Below are 13,419 nucleotides of genomic sequence, written 5' to 3'. Positions count from 1 at the left end.
TCGCATCGTTCAGATCGAAGCCTTGACCTTCGTCGCGACATCGGGAGCCACCCACTTGGTCCACATGTCCGGATAGGTCTTCAGGAAATACTTCGCGCCGTCTTCGTTGGTGCCCTGGTTGTCCGTCATCCAGGCCAGCACCTTGCCGACGGTTCCGTTGTCCCATTTGCGGGTCTTGACGTAGTCCATGGCAACGCCGGCCTTTTCGGCAAAGGACTTGGTGACGACGGTAAAGACGTCAGAGACAGGATAGGAATTGACCTTGGGGGCCGCGCAATCCTGCTGCGAGGTGCAGGCGTCCCATTCCTTCTTGTCATGGGGAACGCCGAAGCTCAGCTTGACCATTTCGTACTTTCCGAGGATCGCGGTCGGTGCCCAATAGTAGCCGAGCCAGCCAGTCTTCTTCTCGAAGGCATTGGCGATCGAGCCGTCGAGGCCGGCTGCCGAGCCCGTATCGACCAGCGCAAAACCTTCCTTCTCGGCGCCAAGCGCCTTGTAGAGGTTGGCGGTCGAGATCTGGCAGTTCCAACCCGACGGGCAGTTGTAGACGGCGCCCTTGGTCTTGTCTTCCGGGGCAGGGAACAGCTCTGGATGCTTCAGGGCGTCCTGCACGGTCTTGATGTCCGGATGGGCGTCTGCGAGGAATTTCGGTATCCACCAGCCTTCGACACCGCCGTCGCTGAGCAGCGGGGCTGCCTCGATCAGGCGACCTTCGGCGGTGGCCTTGTCAAGCGCGGTCCGAACGGCGTTGACCCAGAGTTCCGGGGCGATATCCGGCTGGCCCTTTTCGTTCATCGAGGTGAATGTCGGCTGGGTGTCGCCGGTCACCAGCGATACCTTGCAGCCATAGCCGTTTTCGAGAATGATCTTGTCGACCTGCGCAGCGACGCCGGCGGAGGCCCAGTTCATTTCGGCGATAGAGACGTCGCCGCACTCCGCTGCACTTGCCGAGCCAGCGAGCGCATAGGTACCTGCTGCGAATATAACGGAAGCGATGAGCTTCTTCATGTGAAAGTTCTCCCAGTTTCTTGCCGTTGATCACGTTCGTGCATCCGGCCACGGAGGTCGCCCACGATGTGGCGCGCCCACCCCTGACCGTATCTGCTTCACCGATCCAGCCGCCCGAAAGCGTCTATGCCGGTCCCCTTTGGTATGTCCGCTGTTATTGTGCCTGAGGATAAAAGATCCCCCGGCGCGCGCTTTTTCATACCTTGAAATCGAGCCTAAGGATTCATGCGGAGAAATCAACCGGGGGGATGTGCGGACAGATGCCGGGACTATCGCTGGGCTGCCGGAAAAGCCTGCAAAATAGCCTGAGAGGTGAGGCTACTGGCTGCAAATTGTGCATGCGCGAGGCAAAAAAGGTCTTTCTAAAATGCGGACATGGAGAAAAGTTCAATTGCTACGCCTGCGCAAGACGTTTTGTATTCCATTCGCGTCCTCCGACGGCTGAGCGCGAGCCGTGAAAAAAATCGAAAAAAACACGATTCATTCTTAATTAACGTCTCAATAACCATCCGGTAACCGTGTCCGTCTATTGATTGTGCCAAGGCGGCGACACCGCTGTTTCTCCGGATCAGGTACTGCGTCCCGGAGAAAGCCTGTCTCGCGCCTCTGCCGAAGACCTCCGGTATATAAATCGCGCCGCGCTGTCCTGCAGCCGGCGCGATTTTTGTCTGTGCGTGTAGGGTATGGATCGAGCGGTGCAGTCTGGCGTGTCAGCCAGCGGAGCCTGTGCGCACGACGCCAACCGTTCCGCTGCGGATATCCAGTTCCTGTGCGCGGCTTTCGGCCTTCTGCGACGGGACCTTCGAGCCCCAGGCGATCTGGATCGAATTCTTGTTGTTGAAGACGAAAAGCATTCCGGTATCCTCTGCGCCGGAAGCCCGGCCTTGTGCGTGATGTGGCGTGCAGATAATGCTGTTGTCGACACGAAACAACGAGCGAAGTCGTCATCGTTTGTCGCAAATAGAGTAGTCATCCAGGTGGCCGTCGAAGCGCGGTGACATCGCTCGATAATTTCGACAGAACGGCTGTACAGCAGGGGCTCAAGACGAGCCGATACCGGGAATTTCAGACTATGACCAGGGCGATCATGCTGCAGGGGACCGGCTCCGATGTCGGAAAAACGGTATTGGTGGCGGGCCTCTGCCGCCTTGCCGCAAACAGGGGACTGCGGGTCCGTCCCTTCAAGCCCCAGAACATGTCCAACAACGCCGCCGTTGCCGACGACGGCGGGGAGATCGGTCGAGCACAGTGGCTGCAGTCGCTCGCCTCGCGCGTCCCATCCTCCATCCACATGAACCCGGTGCTGCTGAAGCCGCAATCGGAGGTGGGCAGCCAGATCATCGTCCAGGGCAAGGTCTGGGGGCAGGCCAAGGGGCGGGACTATCAGGCGCTGAAGCCGAGATTGCTGGCGTCGGTGCTCGAAAGCTTTGCCCTTGTCGGCGATGGCGCCGACCTCGTCATTGTCGAGGGTGCGGGGTCGCCGGCCGAAATCAACCTGAGGCCCGGCGACATCGCCAACATGGGCTTTGCGACCCAAGCCGGCGTTCCCGTCGTTCTCGTCGGCGACATCGACAGGGGCGGGGTCATCGCCTCGCTTGTCGGCACGCATGCCATTCTGTCCGATGAGGACCGGGGGATGATCGCAGGCTACATCATCAACAAGTTCCGGGGAGACGTGTCGCTTTTCGACGACGGGCTGGCGGCCATTCACAGCTTTACCGGCTGGCCCTGCTTCGGCGTCGTGCCGTGGCTGAAGTCGGCGGGAAGGCTGCCGGCGGAGGATTCCGTGGTGCTGGAGCGGCTGGCGCGTGGTGGTGCGGGGGCGCTCAAGATCGCTGTACCGGTGTTGCCGCGCATCGCCAATTTCGACGATCTCGACCCGCTCAGGGCCGAGCCGGATGTCGACCTGGTCTTCGTACGCCCCGGCGATCCGCTGCCGACGGACGCCTCACTGGTGATCCTGCCGGGCTCAAAGTCGACGATATCAGATCTCGAGCATTTCCGCAGGCAGGGGTGGGACCGCGATCTTGCGGCGCATGTGCGGCGTGGCGGACGGGTGATCGGGGTCTGCGGCGGCTATCAGATGCTAGGAACGACTATCCGCGATCCGCTCGGCATCGAGGGCGACGTATTGGAAACGCCCGGCCTCTGCCTCCTCGACGTCGAGACGTCGATGGCGCCGGAAAAGACGGTGCGCAACAGCTTTGCGCGGTCGACGGAGTATGACGCACCGCTCAGCGGCTACGAGATCCACTTGGGCGAGACGACCGGCAGCGACTGCGCCCGCCCGCCCGTCATCATCGATGGCCGTCCGGATGGAGCAATCTCCGGCGATGGCCGTATCATGGGGACCTACCTGCACGGGCTGTTCGAAAGCGACACCTACCGCGCCCGCCTCCTCCAAAGCTTCGGCCTCTCCGGCGATCGCAGCAACTACCGCGAGAGTGTCGACAAGGCCCTCGACGATGTCGCCAGCGAACTCGAGGCGGTGCTCGACAAGGACTGGCTCGGACGCCTGCTGGGATAGGGGGGTGATATTTCTCCTATTCCGCAGTCGTGCACTATCGGCCAAGCTCGCTCTCTCGTCCCTCATTCCGCGGCTCGTCAAAGGAATCCAGTGCGCTCAAGTCCTTGAGCGCGAGTGACTTTTACGGCAAAAAGCCCTCTTGCGGCGCAGACCCGGCGTGGCTGGATCGCTGTGACGAGCACAGCGAGGAGGGAGGCAGGCAATGCCGGCGGCTCTTCCTCTTTCTTCGGAATGAACCAACGCCTGCAGGATGGGTGTGGTCGACCCTCGACCGTTACTGAAGAAACACACCCACGGTTGCGGCGCGGCCGGCGGCGTCGATGACTGTGAGTGTGGAATAGCCGTCGCCGTCCGGGGTCCATTGGCTGGTGCGGTTGCGGGCGATGGTGGCGAGGGGCTTGCCGTTGGCGAGCCAGCGGAAGGGCGCGCGGCCGCCCTGCAGCTTGAGGACCAGCGGCATTAGCCGACCGTCGCCCGTTTCGCCGAGTTCGACATGGGCGCCTTCCGGCGGATAGACGATCTGCGGCGCGGGTTCGCGGGTGGTAGCGGCCATCAGGCCGCTGGCGTCCATTGAAAAGCGGCGCTGGCTGATCGGCAGCTGCGCCTGGGCGATGCGCACCGCGCCGATCGGCGCTGACGGCAGCGGCGTGATGCCGACGCCGGATTTTGCGAAGGCCTGGAACAGGATGGGGGCTGCGGAGGCGTAGCCGGTGAGGCCGGGGACTGCGCCATTGTCGGGCCGGCCGACCCAGACGCCAAGCACATAGCGTCCATCATAGCCGACCGACCAGGCATCGCGGTAGCCGTAGCTGGTGCCGGTCTTGTAGGCGATGCCGTGCTGGGCGCTGCCGGCGGGTGCGATGATGCCCGATAGCACATCTGCGACATTCCAGGCGGCGACGGGCTCCAGCAGCGGCTGGCTGTCCACGACTTCGGGCTTGTCGACGATGCCGTCGCCGAGTTTCACCGGATTGCTGCGGTTTGCGAGGCCGGCGTAGAGCTGCACGAGGTCCTTCAGCGTGATGCCGAGCCCGCCGAGGCCGATAGCGAGCCCGGGCGTTTCATTCGCCGGCAGTACCGGTCGCACATTGGCGCGGCGGAAGCGGACCAGCAGCCGGGATGGCCCGACGGCATCGAGCACGCGGACGGCCGGGACGTTGAGGGAGAGTTGGAGGGCCTGGCGGACGGTGACGTCGCCCTGGTAGGTGGTGTCGAAGTTCTTTGGCCGGTAGCCGAAGAAATCGGCGGGCCGGTCCTCGATGATCGTTTCCTGCGAGAGCAGGCCTTCCTCGAAGGCGAGCCCGTAGATGAATGGTTTCAGCGTCGAGCCGGGCGATCGGTTAATGCGTGTCATGTCGATCCAGCCGGAGCGGCTGGCGTCGAAGTAGTTGGCGGACCCAACCTCGCCGACGATTTCGCCGGTGCGGCTGTCGGCCATGACCATGGCCAGCGATACTTTTGGATCGAGCCTGGCTGCAGATTCGCGGGCGACGGCCTCCAACCCTTGCTGGATGCTGCGCTTGAGGGTCGTGTGGTGCTGGCCCACCGACGGTTCTTTTTTGAGGGCTGCCTCGGCGAGATGTGCGGCATAGGCCGGAAGTTGCAGCCGGCGGGCGGGGATGGGGCTGAACTCGGCGCGCCCGGCCTCGCTGTCGCCGACGATCTCGGCCACGGCCATGCGGGTCAGCACCCGTTTTCGTGCAGCCTCTGCCGCCTGCAGATGGCGGTCCGGCCGGCGCTTTTCCGGCAGTTGCGGCAGCGCCACCAGCAAGGCCGACTGGGCCACTGTCAATCGCCGGGGCTCCTTGCCGAAATAGGCGAGGCTTGCGGCGCGGATGCCTTCGAGGTTGCCGCCATAGGGGGCGTGGGTGAGGTATAGGTCGAGGATCTCGGTCTTGCTCAGCCGGCGCTCGATCTGGATGGCGCGGGCCAGCTGCAGCAGTTTTGCCCCGAAGGTTCGCTCGGGGCGCGGCTCGATAAGTCTTGCCACCTGCATCGAGAGTGTCGAGGCGCCGGAGACGATGCGCCCGTGGGTGACGAACTGAAGGGCCGCCCGCCCCATGGCCACGATGTCGACGCCGTGATGCTCGTAAAATCGCCGGTCCTCATAGGCGACCAACATGCGGACGAACTGCGGATCGACGTCGGCAGCTGTGGTTTTCAGGCGCCACCGGCCCTGCGGCGTGGCGAAGGCCCGTAGCAACTGGCCATCGCTGTCCAGCACCTCGGCCGATGTCACCATGGCTTTTTCAAGCGGCGGCGGATAGGCCTTGTCGGCTGCCTCGAGGCCGAGGCCAGCCGCCAGCGCCAGAAGCAGCGATGCCGATGTGCCGATGCCGAGGGTGCGCCAGAACCGCATTATTTTGCTGCCTCGACCTCCATGCGGCCCGTCGCCGTGCGGGCGAAGAACTGCGGCCGGTACATGTCCTCGACATTGGCGCCCGGCATATCGTAGGTTCCCGGCGTCACGGCGCGCACGACATAGGCCAGCGTGATCTCGCCGCTCTCGTCAGCAGCACGGTCGACGGCGGCAGCGAAGCGATCGCTGCGGAATTCGACATGGGCCGGATTGACCTCCTGCAGGAAATCGAAGTTCGACAGCTGGGCGCTGTTGACCAGCCCCGGATTATCGATCTCGAAGCCGGCCGGCAGCAGATCGGTGATCATCATCTTCGAGGGCCAACTGTTGGTTTCGTTGACTTTCAGCACCACGACGTAGCGCTCGTTCTGCTTCACCTCGCTGATATTCGCCTGCTCACCACCGAAGGTGTAGAAGCTGCGCTCGATGGTGAAACCGTTGCTGCTGGCGGTCAGCGGCTGTTTTGGTGCGGCTATCGTGGTGACGGTGGCGGAGATCGGCTGGGCCGTCTGGTTGGTGACGGTGATCGGGTGGGCAAGCAGTTCGTCCCCGGTCAGCCGGGTATTGTAGGCGCCGGTATGCGCCGTGCCGTCGATGTTGAGCTTCAGGTCTTCGTCGCCGGTCTGCAGGGCACGGGCTGCGAGCAGCATCCAGGTCTGTTCCTGGGTGCTGGTGTTTCCCTTCTTCTGCCATTCGGTGGCGACGAGCTTGGTCAGGCCAGGGACAATGGGCGGCACCGGGCGGGCTTCCGTCGCCAGTGCCAGAACGGCCGCACCGTCACGCAAGGATGAACCGTAGTCGGAGCGCACGAAGCTGACCCTGGTCACGGCATCCTTTTCTGCCGTCTGCATGGCATCGAGGAAAACGTTGCGCGAGCGCTGTGCATCGCCGTAGAGAGCGAGGGCCGCGGCGATATGCGCCTTGGCGAGCGGTGTCGGGAAGCTCGACAACATGGTATCGGCATAATAGCGCAGGTCGCTGATCGCTGCCTTTCGATTGCGGGCGAGGACGTAGACCGCATAGGAGATCTCGTTACCGTTGTCCTTGATGTTGGCGTCGACGCCGACCGCGTTTTGTAGGTTGTCGAGCGCCTGCACCATGGCTGAATCAGGCACGTCGAACTTCTGCTCGCGGGCACGGGTCAGGAAATCGGTGACGTAGGCATCGAGCCAGAGATCGCCGGAACCGGGGCTCCAGAGGCCAAAGCTTCCGGTGGACGACTGGTTGGCAAGCACCTTGTAGATGGCATCCTGCACGCGCTTTCGTACCTCCGGATCGTCCGGCAAGCCGGATTTCTTGGCGAGCTCACTGAAATAGAGCAGCGGCATGGCAAGGCTCGTCAGTTGCTCGGTGCAGCCATAGGGATACCGGTCGAGGCTCATCAGCAGCGCCGGGATATCGAAGCCCTGGGCCCGGGCGACATTGAGGCTGACGGAGGCGCCCTGCAGCAGGCTGTCGGCCAGAAGCTCGCCGTTGACTGTCAGGCTCGCGCCTGCCGCAATCGTCAGCGGCCGGGCTTCGGTGACCGGGAGCGACGATGGGCGGACGGGAATGTCGAGCGATTGCTCCAGCGACAGGCCGTTCGGGCCCGACAACTTGATCGAGACGACACCGGCTCCCGGCTGTGCGCCGGTCAGCGGCAGGGTCAGGGCGACCTTGCCACCTGCGGCCAGCTTTACGGTCTGCGACGCATCCTTCATGGCGATGCTGACGGCCGGGTTGCTGGTGACCTGTACCTGGTAATTGCCTTCCGGCGCATCGGTGTTGGCGATGTCGAGCCGCAGGCGGCTGGCGTCGCCGGGGGCGAGGAATTTCGGCAGGCTGGCGGTGACGACGACGGGGTCGCGGATGACGACGTCGGTGCTGGCATGGCCGACGCCGTGCTTCGACCAGGCAACGGCCATGATGCGGGCGGTGCCGTTGAACTGCGGAATGTCGAATGTGATGTTGGCTTTGCCCGACGCATCGAGCTTGACCGGGCCGGAGAAGAAGGCGACCAGCTTTTCGGTCGGGGGACTGCCCTGTAGTGCCACCGCCGCGCCATCGCCACCAGTGCGAATGGTGCCCATGGCGCCGAGCGAGCCGTCGATCAGCCGGCCGTAGAGGTCGCGGATTTCAAGCCCGAGCCGACGCTGGCCGAAGTACCAGCCATCGGGATCCGGCACTTCGTAGCGCGTCAGGTTGAGAATGCCGACATCGACGGCTGCCACGGTCACATAGGCTTCTTCGCCTATACCGGCACCGGCGACTTCCACCGGGATGACCAGAGGCTGGCGTGGCAGGGTCTTTTGTGGCGGCGTCAGCTTGACGGACAGTTTTCGCTGGGCGGGATCGACCTTCAGCCATTTCACGCCGATGGCTCGCATCGGCATGTGGCTGTCCTGCGCATCGCCCGGACGGAAGAGGGTGGAGGTGACGTAGGCGCCGGCGCCAAAAGCCTCGGTCACCGGAATGTCGATCTCGCCACCGCCGGCCGCAATGCTCGCCGTCTGGGTCGAGACAAGGTTTTCGGTGCCGATGGTGACGAGCACTTCGCCGGCAAAGCGTGGGGAAATCTTCAGCTTGGCGGTGTCACCGACAGCATAGCTTTCCTTGTCGAGGCCGACTTCGAGGGCGTCCGGCGTCTCGGTCGAGGATGCCGCGACGTACCAGCCGGCGTCGAACTCGACGCTGGAGGCCGGGCCATCGACGGCTGCGGTTTCGATCTCTAGACGATAGCGCCCGAAAGCGACGGGAACTGCGATTTCGGCGCCGTTTTCGGCTGTCGCATCAATCGTGCCGTTGGCGACCAGCTTGGTCGAATTCACCGGCTCATACTTCCATCCGGAGCCGTCGCGGTACCACTGGTAGTTCTGCTCGATACTTAGCAGTTTCCAGTTCAAACCGGACATCGCCTGCTTTTTGGCATCCCGGTCGATGGAGATGACATGAAACTTGCCGATGGCATTCTCGCTGAGATTACCGTCGAATTCCGGCTTGATGCCGATCATTGGTCCCTGCGCCTTGACCGGTAGCGTCAGCGACCGCTCGACGGCACGGCCGCCGGCTTCCTGCATGCGCAGCGTGATATTGGCATTCAACAACTGTGTGGTGGAAGGCAGCGTGGCGAGCGAGACATCGAAGGTCTCGTGGCCCTGGTCGTCGACCGGCTCCAGGCCTTCGAGAGGCACCTTGGTGTCCTCGCTCGCCTGCTCGTCGGCAAGCCCGAACAGATAGCCAGGGAAATCGGCGCTTTCGCGCGTCGTCTTCAGCGCGACGTCACCTTCGATGGTGAGGCCGGCAGCAGGCGCGCCATAGAGGTAGCGACCGTCCACCGACACTGCGGCGGGCGCATCGAGGTCGATGGTCTTTGCCTCGCTCTTCAGATCGAACTCTATCCGGTCCGGCACGAAATCATCGACCAGAAACTGCTTTTCGCCAATCGCCGTGCCCTTCGGGTCGGTGAACACCTGCATCGTCCAGGTGCCGCGCATGGCGTTTGTCTGCAGGGGCAAGTCGATCGTGTAGCCGCCGAGCAGGCCGCCATTGCTAACGACGCGGCGATCCTCGACGCCATCCGGCCGGTTGAAGATAAAGGTCAGCGGCAGGTTCTCGATAGCTGCCGAGGCGCTGTCGCGGGCGAGCACCGAGGCGTGCACCGTCTCGCCGGCGCGGTAGATGCCGCGTTCTGTCCAGGCGAGCACGTCAATGGCGCCGGGTGTCTTGCGGCCAGTGACACCGCGATCCGACAGGTCGAAGCCGGCGCGCGTCATGTCGAGGAACACATAGTCCTTGTCGCCGTCCTTGGCGGTGATGACGGCGGGCGTCATGGCCGCCGTTCCGCGCATCAGGCCTGCGGTAAAGGTGGCATGGCCGTTTTCATCGGTCTTGGCCGTGCCGAGGATTTCATTGTTCTTGGCGAGCAACTGCAGCTCGACGCCGGCGAGCGGCTTGGCAGTGTCAAGCGAGCGGGTGAAGACGCTGAGGCCATCGGTGCCGGCATAGGTGGAGAGGCCGATATCGGAGACGACGAACCATTGTGTCGCCTGCGAATCCCATTCCTGGCCGCCGCCGTTCTGCACGGTCGCGGTCATAACATAGATACCGGGCTTGCGCTGCGGCAATGCCTGGTCGACCGGGAAGCTGGTGACGACGTCCTTGTTGAGATCGGACTTGATGTCGATGGCGCCCTGCCACACCAGTTCGCCGGATTCATCCTGCAGGCGCTGGGCGCTGTAGCCATCCAGTTGCGTCAGGAACTGCGAGGAGGTGAGCAGCGGCGCGATGCCACGGTCGCCGATCCGGTAAAGTTTCAGATTTGCTGTGGTCGCGTTGACGGAGACGAGCGGGATGCCGTGGCGAACGGTTTGCGGCAGCACGAAGTTGTCGCCGGTGAAATGCACCGAGGCGGTGCGATCCTTGACGTAGATGCTGACGTCAGCGGTCTTTTCGAGAGTTTCATCGACCGAGGAGGGCAGGCCGGCGCGAAAGGAGATCTTGTAGCGCTGCCCATGGGCAAGTCCCTCGACGCAGATCTGGTCGTCCTTGGCTTCCATCGCGTTCGGCGTTGCGCCATCGACGGTGACGAAGGGTGTGTAGTCCGTGCCGCTCTTGATGAGCTTTTCCGAGAACTGCACGCAGGCGCGCGGGGTCGTGCTGTCATTATCTATGGTATTGGCGAGAATGCGGAAACCCTTGCGGCTTTTGAGGTCGGCATAGGCAGCGGCAACGGTCTTGGAATTGACCAGCGCGAGGCTCGCCTTGTAGGCGCTGAGAGCGGCGCGGGCGTTGTCCGAATTGGCCAGCGACGCCGCGAGCACTGCGAGGGCGTCGGCGCGGCTCTCCTTGGTGCGTGTCAGCTGGTAGCCATTCAGCGCGGCAATGGCGGCCTGGCCGGCAATTTCGGTATTGTTCTTGATGCTGTTTGCTGTACGGGCCGTTTCGATCCAGAGGACGGGATCTTCCGGCGTAATGGACAGGGCGCCAAGAAAGGCTTTTACGGCTTCTGCCGGATTCTTTGCGGATTGCTCTACATGGGCGAGCGCCACCAGGCTCTGGACGCCTTGCGTCTTCTGGTCATCGGTCAGAGCGAGGTTCGCTTTTGCCTTCGCCGCATCGTCGCGCAGCTTGTCGCTGATGAAGGGCAAAGCGGGTGCGGCGCCGATATCGGGCTGGGCTGTGACTTCGACGATCTTGCCGGCAATGGCGCCCGGAAAATCGTTCAGCTGGTTGAAGTCGGATTTGAGGAAACACCATTTCACCTTCGGATTGTAGGTGAAGGCGCGGCAGGAGCGATCGGCGATACAGGTCGCCTCGCATTGCTCGATTGTCTGGTTCTGGACGGTGCGCAGGTCGAAGCCGAAATAATCGCCGCCGGGGGTGGTCACCACCTGGCGACTTGCGTCCGCCGCCTGTCCGGGCGCGAGAGAAAGGAAAGCGCCGAACAAAAGAGCCGACAGTCCGATAATCGCGCGCCGTGACATAGCCCATACCCCCCAAGCAGTCAGCCGATGCGGCGCACTCTTGAAACATATCGGCAAATTGTCAATCGCTGAGATGCAACCGCCCTGAAATGAAACACGACAACACACCTTCGGCGCGTTATCCGATAAAAATCAAACTATTCGGGAAGCAGTGACGCTAACAAGCCGTGCCCTTCTATGCCCGCCACTGACCGAATTTGCCATCCAGTGCCCTGTCCAGATAGAAGGCAGCGCTGATGAGGGCGAGATGCGTGAAGGCTTGCGGGAAATTACCGAGGAACTCGCCGCGCGCATCGAACTCTTCCGGATAGAGCTGCAGGTGGTTGCCGTAGAGCAGCAGCTTTTCGAAGTTTATGCGTGCCTCGTCGAGGCGACCAGCGCGGGCGAGGCATTCGACATACCAGAAGGAGCAGGCGGCAAACGCACCTTCCTGGCCGTCGAGGCCATCTTCCTGCTTGTAGCGCTTCACCAGGCTGTCGTCGGCCAGCTGGTCGCCGATGGCATCGAGCGTCGCCAGCCACGCCGGGTCGGTGGCGCTGACGAAACGTACCAACGGCATCAGCAGCAGTGCGCCATCGACATTGGTCGCACCCTTGCCCTGCACGAAATGGCCGAGTTCGTCGTTCCAGAAGTTCGCCCAGATATCTTCGCTGATCTCGTTGCGCGTCGTCACCCATTTTTCGAAGGGGGCGGACAGCGAGCGCTTTTCAGCCAGCCGGATCGCGCGGTCGACGGCTACCCAGCACATCAGCCGGGAGTGCAGATGCTCGGACGGTTCGTTGCGCACCTCCCAAATGCCGGCATCCGGTAGCTGCCAGTTGTCGCAAACGTAATTGACAAAGCGCTGAACGCCGCGCCAGCCCCGACCGGAGATAGCCTCTCCGTATTTGTTGCTGATGTAGATAGAGTCCATCAGCTCGCCGTAGATGTCGAGCTGGATTTGCTCGGCAGCCTTGTTGCCGACACGCACGGGGCGTGCGCCGCCGTAGCCTGCCAGATGGTCCAGCTCGACTTCCTCCAGATCGGAACTGCCGTCGATCCGGTACATGATCAGAAGCTGGCCGTCCCAGTCTTGCTGGGTGCGCGCGCCGGTCCATCGGCTGAAGGCCATTGCCTCCTCCTGGTAGCCGAGCCGCATCAGCGCATAGACCGTGAACGATGCATCCCTGATCCACGTGGCGCGATAGTCCCAGTTACGTTCGCCGCCGGGCGCCTCCGGCAGGCCGAAGGTGGCGGCAGCGACCATCGAGCCGTGGCTGAGCGAGGTCATCAGTTTAAGGGCCAGCGCCGAGCGGGTCACGGCATCCCGCCAGCGACCGTGATAGGTCGACCGGGCAGCCCATTTCTGCCAGTAGTTTTTTGTCTCGAGGATGACGCATGACACCTCCTCGGTCTGCATGAGCACGCCGTCGTCGTCTCCGAAGGTGAAATCCGCCTGCTCTCCGACCTTGAGCGTCAATTCCGCCGTCACTCCTCCGTTCATCGGCGTCAGTGCCACCGGTGCGGTCAGGCGCAAGCGCAAGCCGTCGGGTCCGCTGAATACGGCACCGTGTTCATCGACGGTAACGTCCGGGATGGTGCGAGCGTAGTCGAAGCGTGGCCAGCATTTCAGCCGGATGGTGACTGTGCCGCGCGTGACGGCGACGCGGCGCACGATCCGGCAGACGCTCTCGCCGGTCGTAGTCGGGCTCGGCATCAGGTCGGTAATTTCGGCGCTGCCGGCATGCCCGAGCCAGCGCGTCATCAGGACGTTGGTTTCGGGGACGTACATCTGGATGGTGCGCGCGCCGGCGATATCCGGCGAGAGTTCGAAGGCGCCGCCCTTTTCCGGATCGAGCAAAGCCAGGAAGACGCTGGGGCTGTCGAAGTTCGGCCAGCACAGGAAGTCGATGGCACCGTCTCGGGCGACCAGAGCGGTGGTGCGCAGATTGCCGATGGTTCCATGGTCGGCCACTGGCCGTGGGATGGCGGTCAGGTGGCCTTCGTTCAGGGGCGGCGGCTCATGCTTGCCGATGTCTGTTGCAGCGGACCTGTTGTCAGTCATCCATGCCGTCCCTGTTTTT

6 protein-coding genes are annotated in these 13,419 nt (G+C 63.0%); 1 reads left to right on the top strand and 5 read right to left on the bottom strand.

Features of this window, described 5'->3' with window-relative positions; translation table 11 throughout:
* Nucleotides 1–9: 9 nt before the first annotated feature.
* Together J5274_RS14510 and J5274_RS14505 are read right to left on the bottom strand one after the other, a co-directional pair.
* Nucleotides 10–1,008 (bottom strand): ABC transporter substrate-binding protein, encoded by a 999-nt coding sequence (locus J5274_RS14510; protein ID WP_142823099.1) that lies wholly within the window; start codon nucleotides 1,006–1,008, stop codon nucleotides 10–12.
* A 710-nt stretch (nucleotides 1,009–1,718) separates the two neighbouring features.
* Nucleotides 1,719–1,862, bottom strand: a complete 144-nt coding sequence (locus J5274_RS14505; protein WP_162854764.1) for a hypothetical protein — start codon at nucleotides 1,860–1,862, stop codon at nucleotides 1,719–1,721.
* Nucleotides 1,863–2,080: 218 nt separating this feature from the next.
* On the opposite strand from J5274_RS14505, the gene J5274_RS14500 reads away from it, so the two are divergent.
* Nucleotides 2,081–3,535, top strand: coding sequence for a cobyric acid synthase (locus J5274_RS14500; RefSeq protein WP_142823098.1), 1,455 nt, complete (start codon nucleotides 2,081–2,083; stop codon nucleotides 3,533–3,535).
* A gap of 274 nt (nucleotides 3,536–3,809) precedes the next feature.
* Here the strand turns inward: J5274_RS14500 and pbpC are convergent, their stop codons facing one another.
* The 3 genes from pbpC to J5274_RS14485 form a co-directional block, all read right to left on the bottom strand.
* Nucleotides 3,810–5,894 carry a penicillin-binding protein 1C gene (gene pbpC, locus J5274_RS14495; protein WP_142823097.1) on the bottom strand — a complete coding sequence of 695 codons (2,085 nt, stop codon included), beginning with the start codon at nucleotides 5,892–5,894 and terminating at the stop codon, nucleotides 3,810–3,812.
* Nucleotides 5,894–11,356, bottom strand: a complete 5,463-nt coding sequence (locus J5274_RS14490) for an alpha-2-macroglobulin family protein (RefSeq protein ID WP_219274650.1) — start codon at nucleotides 11,354–11,356, stop codon at nucleotides 5,894–5,896. The genes pbpC and J5274_RS14490 overlap by 1 nt, the downstream gene beginning before the upstream one ends.
* Before the next feature lie 175 nt (nucleotides 11,357–11,531).
* The gene (locus J5274_RS14485; protein WP_219274649.1) at nucleotides 11,532–13,400 is read right to left on the bottom strand and encodes a glycoside hydrolase family 15 protein; all 1,869 of its coding nucleotides are present in this window, start codon (nucleotides 13,398–13,400) and stop codon (nucleotides 11,532–11,534) included.
* Between the last annotated feature and the right edge of the window lie 19 nt (nucleotides 13,401–13,419).

This window comes from Rhizobium sp. L51/94 (assembly GCF_019355555.1).
In the GTDB taxonomy this organism is placed as follows: domain Bacteria; phylum Pseudomonadota; class Alphaproteobacteria; order Rhizobiales; family Rhizobiaceae; genus Rhizobium; species Rhizobium rhododendri.
Note: the sequence above shows the minus strand (reverse complement) of the source record. Positions and strands in the feature narration are given on the sequence as shown.